Here is a 4345-nt window from a genome sequence, read left to right as displayed (position 1 = left end):
AGGCGTCAAATTTAAGCGAGAAAATGAGCGATTTTATCAATTTTAAAATAAAAAAGCAGTTAAATTTAAACAAGACTATGGCGGCAGGCGCATTTTGCGGTGCGGCGGCGTTGCCGCACAGGGCGTATAGATCTAGAGCTTCAAGCAAGCTAAAAGCGGGCAAAGCGGTTGCCGACTCGGCGCAGCAGGCCGCTATTTTTTAGCCTGGCTTTTGCCTTTTGCTCCACGATTTTGCTTTTAAAATTGATAAAATCGCTCATTTTCTCGCTTAAATTTGACGCCTAAAATTTATACGAAACGCCCGTATAAACTACGCTCTCGTATCTGCTGCGAACGATGGGCGAACGAGCTACTTCGTCCGAAAATCTTCTGGCGCCAGCCGTCGCGCTTAAGCCAAAACTGTTGTTAAATTCATAAGTCGCCGTGGCTCTGGCGCCTAGCGCGTAGGAGTTGCCAGGATTATAGGCCGAAGTCACCGCGCCGCCTAGCTCGCTCACGTCCGTGCCGAAGTAATAATCGCTAAGCTTTCGCGAAAATACGTCGTAAGTAACGGCAGGAATAAGCGAAAATCTCTGCGAGGCGGGTAAGAAATACGACGCCTCTGCCCCGTAGCTACCGCCCCGTCCGCCGCCCTGGGCGTAAACGAAGGTCTGAAAACCGCCTAAATTCGCCCCGAATTTGCCTCCTAGCGCCGTTTGATGCTCTCTGTCGCGGACGCTGCGGTACTGAGGTTTTAGCTTGCTCGACTTCACGCGCCAGCCGTCAAAAAACCTCGCATACGCGCCCGCAAAGAGGTTTTCGCTAAAATTATGCTCGTAGCCTGCTTCTAGGCCTCTAACGTAAAAGCCCTCGTAATAAGCCTCAATCTGGGGCAAAGGCACGGCGCTTAGGCGGTCTTTGGTATAAAAGACGCCTTTTTGGACGGCTGCGCCGACGCCGATACTTGCGCCGTTTTTGGCCTCCTGCGCGCAGGCTAATGCGCCCAAAGCGCAAAGAGCGAATAGATATTTTTTCATTTTTTCTCCTTAATTTGGATTTGATCGTCTTAAAATTCCGCGTCCTAATTTTTAAACGAAGCGAAGTCGTAATTATTACTTATTTTAAAAAAATATAGCAAGATATGGGTAAAATTTACGCCCGATTTTCGCTAAAATTTAAATCAAAAAGAGAAAAAATGATATACCTTTGCGGCGATACTCACGGGAGCGCGGAGCTTCACAAAATCACGAACAAGGCCTTTTTAAGCCGAAATTTTACGCGCGAGGACTACGTAGTCGTGCTTGGTGATTTTGGTCTATTTTTTAGCGATACGCCAAACGAGCGGATCGCCAGAGAGCGGCTGGGCAGACTGCCGTATACGCTGCTTTTTATCGACGGCAACCACGAAAATTTCGACCTGCTCTACGGCCTACCGACCGAGGAAAAATTCGGCGGCAAGGTAGGCGTCGGAGGGGAGAATTTATTTTGGCTTAGGCGCGGCGAAATTTACGAGATAGACGGGCGAAATTTTCTAGCTTTCGGCGGGGCGTTTAGTATCGACAGGGCTTGGCGCAGGCTAAACGTAAGCTACTGGGGCGCCGAAATCCCAAGCCAGAACGAGCTAAATTTCGCGCTTAGCAATCTAGCTCGTTTTAAGAGCGCGGGCGGCAAGATAGACGCGGTGCTAAGCCACACGGCACCTACTTTTTTGATGTCCGCGCTTAGCGATCTGTTTTTAGGCGGCGGAGCGATTTACGATCCGACTACGGACATGTTAGGGCGGATTTTTGAGCTTGCGAAGCCCGAGAAATGGTACTTCGGACACTTTCATGCAGATAGAAAAATCTCCGCTCACGGCTGCGAGTTTCATCTGTGCTACGACGAAATTTTAAAATTTTAGCGTAAATTCTCGCGCCGCTTGCCGCGCTACCAAATTTTGCGGTTTAAATTTAGCTCTTTTACTATCTGCGTAAAGCTTTCTATCTCGCTTTCATAGGCGATTAGCGTCGCTTCGTCCGTTAGCGATTTACCAAGCTGCGGCTCAAAGTCGTCGCGCCTGGTCTCGACGGCGATAAAAATTTGACCGTCCTTAAAAACCGCGTTTACGGGGCAGCCAAATCTCTCGCAAATCTCGCGAAATCTCTCCATAAGCGCGGGCGTAAGGACGTATCTAGCGCCGATCTGATCGGTCGTATAGACGTCAAACTTCTCTTCAAACCTCGCATCGTCCATACTCGCTCGCTGCCCGTAGATCGCTAAATTTCGCGAATTTACGTGTGCGATTTGCGTTACGCAGCTTGATTTTTTATTAAAATCCGCCTTAAAAAGCACGCCCCGAAATAGCACGACCGTCTCGGTGTTATTTTTCTTTTTTACCATTTTGGCGGCGTAAAAGTCGCTAAATTTGACGCGCACGCCCTCTATCTCGCCGCTTATGAGATCCTCGCTGCTCCACTGATGCACCGTACAATCATAAATCGTAAAAAACTCGTCAATCCCCAGCCCGCGGTCTTTATCGTAATTTAATCCGTGCTTTTTTACGATCTTTTCTATGATTTGGCGCTTAAAATTCGCCCTAAATTCGCGCCTTTTTGATGCGGTGATAAGCATCGCCGTAAAAGTATAAACGAGCGCGCCTATCGCAGCGCCGAAAATCGCGTCTAAAAGATACGTTATCGCAGCGCCCGCGCAAATGCCAGCACCAAGGCCGATCAAATTTGCTTTTTTGGTAGCGGCGACCAAAATTACGCGCTCGTTTTCTAGCTCTTTTAGCCCCGGCGAAAGCTCGCTCGCGGGCGAGTTTGGAGCGGGTTTTTCGCCCAAAGCCGCAAAAAGATTAGAAGCCGCCGGAAGCGCAAAAAGCGCTACAAATGCGCCGACGAAAATAAAGGTAAATAAAGTCTCCGTTTTAACTCCTTTACGCGGTTTGGCGGATTTTTACGGCTTGCGGCTCGCAAACCAAAGCCGCTAAATACGGCTAAATTTCGCCGCGGCGATTGATTTTAGGCAAGGCGGCTAAATTTTAACCTAACGTTCGCGCTTAAATTTTACGGCTTTTTCGTCTTGCTTTTTATTAAATTTACGCCGCTTTTCGTCCCGCGATTTTGCTTAAATTTACGCCGTTTGCCGCTTTGTTTCGCATTTAGCCGCCGCATTTACGCGCAAATTTAAACGAACCACAAGCGAACAAAACATTTTAAATTTATCTAAACGCTGCTTAAATTTAGCGGTTTTAAATTTAGCGTTTCGTAAAATTTTAGCTTTTAGCAAGAGCGGCTAAATTTAAAGCTAGCGTAAAAACAAATTTACAGCCTGCGCCGTTCGCGTATTTTCGGGCTTTATCCGCGATTTTGCACTTAAATTTCGCTTCTTTAAATTTAGCGCTTGTAGATTTAAGCTCTGAGCAAAACCATCTAAATTTAACCAAAGCAGCGCGAAGGTAAAATTTACTTTGCGGAGCGATTTTACGCCTAAATTTCGCACGCTTGTCGCCCGAATTTACCGCTTGCCTTAAAGCAGCCTAAACTCGCGGGCTAGTTCTAGGCTCGCTTCGATCTCGGCGCGTTTTGCCATCACGCTTTCGACGTTCGCGCTTAAATTTAGCCCGTTTTTATCACCGAAGCTTTTAAGCTCGCTCCAAATCTCTTTGATGATTTCGCAGCTTTGCGCCAGATAATCCACGCTCGCATTTAGCCTGCTTTCGACGCTTTGGGGCACGCTCACGCCCAGCCACTTTATAAATTCCAGCGTTTTTGGGTTGCCTGCGGTCGAAAACGTGAGAAATATCGGCTCGCTAATCTCGGCCGCCGCGCAGTCTTCTAAAAATTTGCGCGCTAAATCCGCGTCAAAAATCGCCTGCGAGACGAAAAATTTAGCCCCGAGGCGGATTTTTTCTTGCATCCGCTGCGGCTCGTCGCCCTTTTTGCCGTGGCGCTCGGCGATGCATACGCCGCCTGAGGCTAAATTTTTAAATTCGCCCGCGATCTCGTAGGCGCGAGTCAAATCCAGCCTTGTTTTTTGCGCGCTAGACGTAGCTCCGACAAGCACGCATAAATCAGCACTCTGAGCCGCCAAAGCCGCGCGAAACTCGCTCTCGTCGTATCCGCCCGCGACTCGGTAAAATACCCCGGGTGTCGCGACTTTTAGGTAGTTTGCGTAGTAGCTTTGCGGACTTAGCGTCCCGCTAAACTCGAAAGTCCTTTGCGCGTCGCTTCTGTCGCTTTCGTCTTGCACCTCGTAAAGCACGAGTCCGTCGGCGTTTACGCTCTCTATGCGCGCCGTCCAGCGATCTGCTATCTCACGCAGCTTGGCCTCTTCAAATTCGGCCTTGGGCGGCGTCAAAGCGTAGAGCAAAAGATTTTTTTCT

At 48.7% G+C, this 4345-nt stretch carries 6 protein-coding genes; 2 read left to right on the top strand and 4 right to left on the bottom strand.

Features of this window, described 5'->3' with window-relative positions:
* Positions 1-203: hypothetical protein (locus QZ147_RS08450; RefSeq protein WP_295149271.1), on the top strand; the 203-nt coding region annotated here is incomplete at its 5' end.
* A 78-nt stretch (positions 204-281) separates the two neighbouring features.
* Here the strand turns inward: QZ147_RS08450 and QZ147_RS08445 are convergent.
* Positions 282-1016: a MipA/OmpV family protein gene (locus QZ147_RS08445; protein WP_295149269.1), complete on the bottom strand. Its 735-nt coding sequence runs from the start codon at positions 1014-1016 to the stop codon at positions 282-284.
* A 158-nt stretch (positions 1017-1174) separates the two neighbouring features.
* Between QZ147_RS08445 and QZ147_RS08440 the strand changes: the two genes are divergently transcribed.
* Positions 1175-1879, top strand: a complete 705-nt coding sequence (locus tag QZ147_RS08440) for a metallophosphoesterase (protein ID WP_295149267.1) — start codon at positions 1175-1177, stop codon at positions 1877-1879.
* A 26-nt stretch (positions 1880-1905) separates the two neighbouring features.
* On the opposite strand, the gene QZ147_RS08435 is transcribed toward QZ147_RS08440, so the two are convergent.
* The 3 genes from QZ147_RS08435 to QZ147_RS08425 form a co-directional block, all read right to left on the bottom strand.
* Positions 1906-2802, bottom strand: a complete 897-nt coding sequence (locus tag QZ147_RS08435) for a DUF3137 domain-containing protein (protein WP_295149265.1) — start codon at positions 2800-2802, stop codon at positions 1906-1908.
* A gap of 465 nt (positions 2803-3267) precedes the next feature.
* Positions 3268-3462: a hypothetical protein gene (locus tag QZ147_RS08430; RefSeq protein ID WP_295149263.1), complete on the bottom strand. Its 195-nt coding sequence runs from the start codon at positions 3460-3462 to the stop codon at positions 3268-3270.
* A 27-nt stretch (positions 3463-3489) separates the two neighbouring features.
* Positions 3490-4345, bottom strand: an 856-nt coding sequence (locus QZ147_RS08425; RefSeq protein ID WP_295149260.1) for a methylenetetrahydrofolate reductase, incomplete at its 5' end; no start/stop codon positions are given.

The sequence above is a fragment of the uncultured Campylobacter sp. genome, assembly GCF_905371695.1.
Taxonomy (GTDB): Bacteria; Campylobacterota; Campylobacteria; order Campylobacterales; family Campylobacteraceae; genus Campylobacter_A.
Note: the sequence above shows the minus strand (reverse complement) of the source record. Positions and strands in the feature narration are given on the sequence as shown.

What these genes read in the sequence shown, in the direction of transcription:
- QZ147_RS08445 (WP_295149269.1), bottom strand. Translation starts at nt 1,016, where the DNA reads ATGAAAAAATATCTATTCGCTCTTTGCGCTTTGGGCGCATTAGCCTGC.
- QZ147_RS08440 (WP_295149267.1), top strand. Translation starts at nt 1,175, where the DNA reads ATGATATACCTTTGCGGCGATACTCACGGGAGCGCGGAGCTTCACAAA.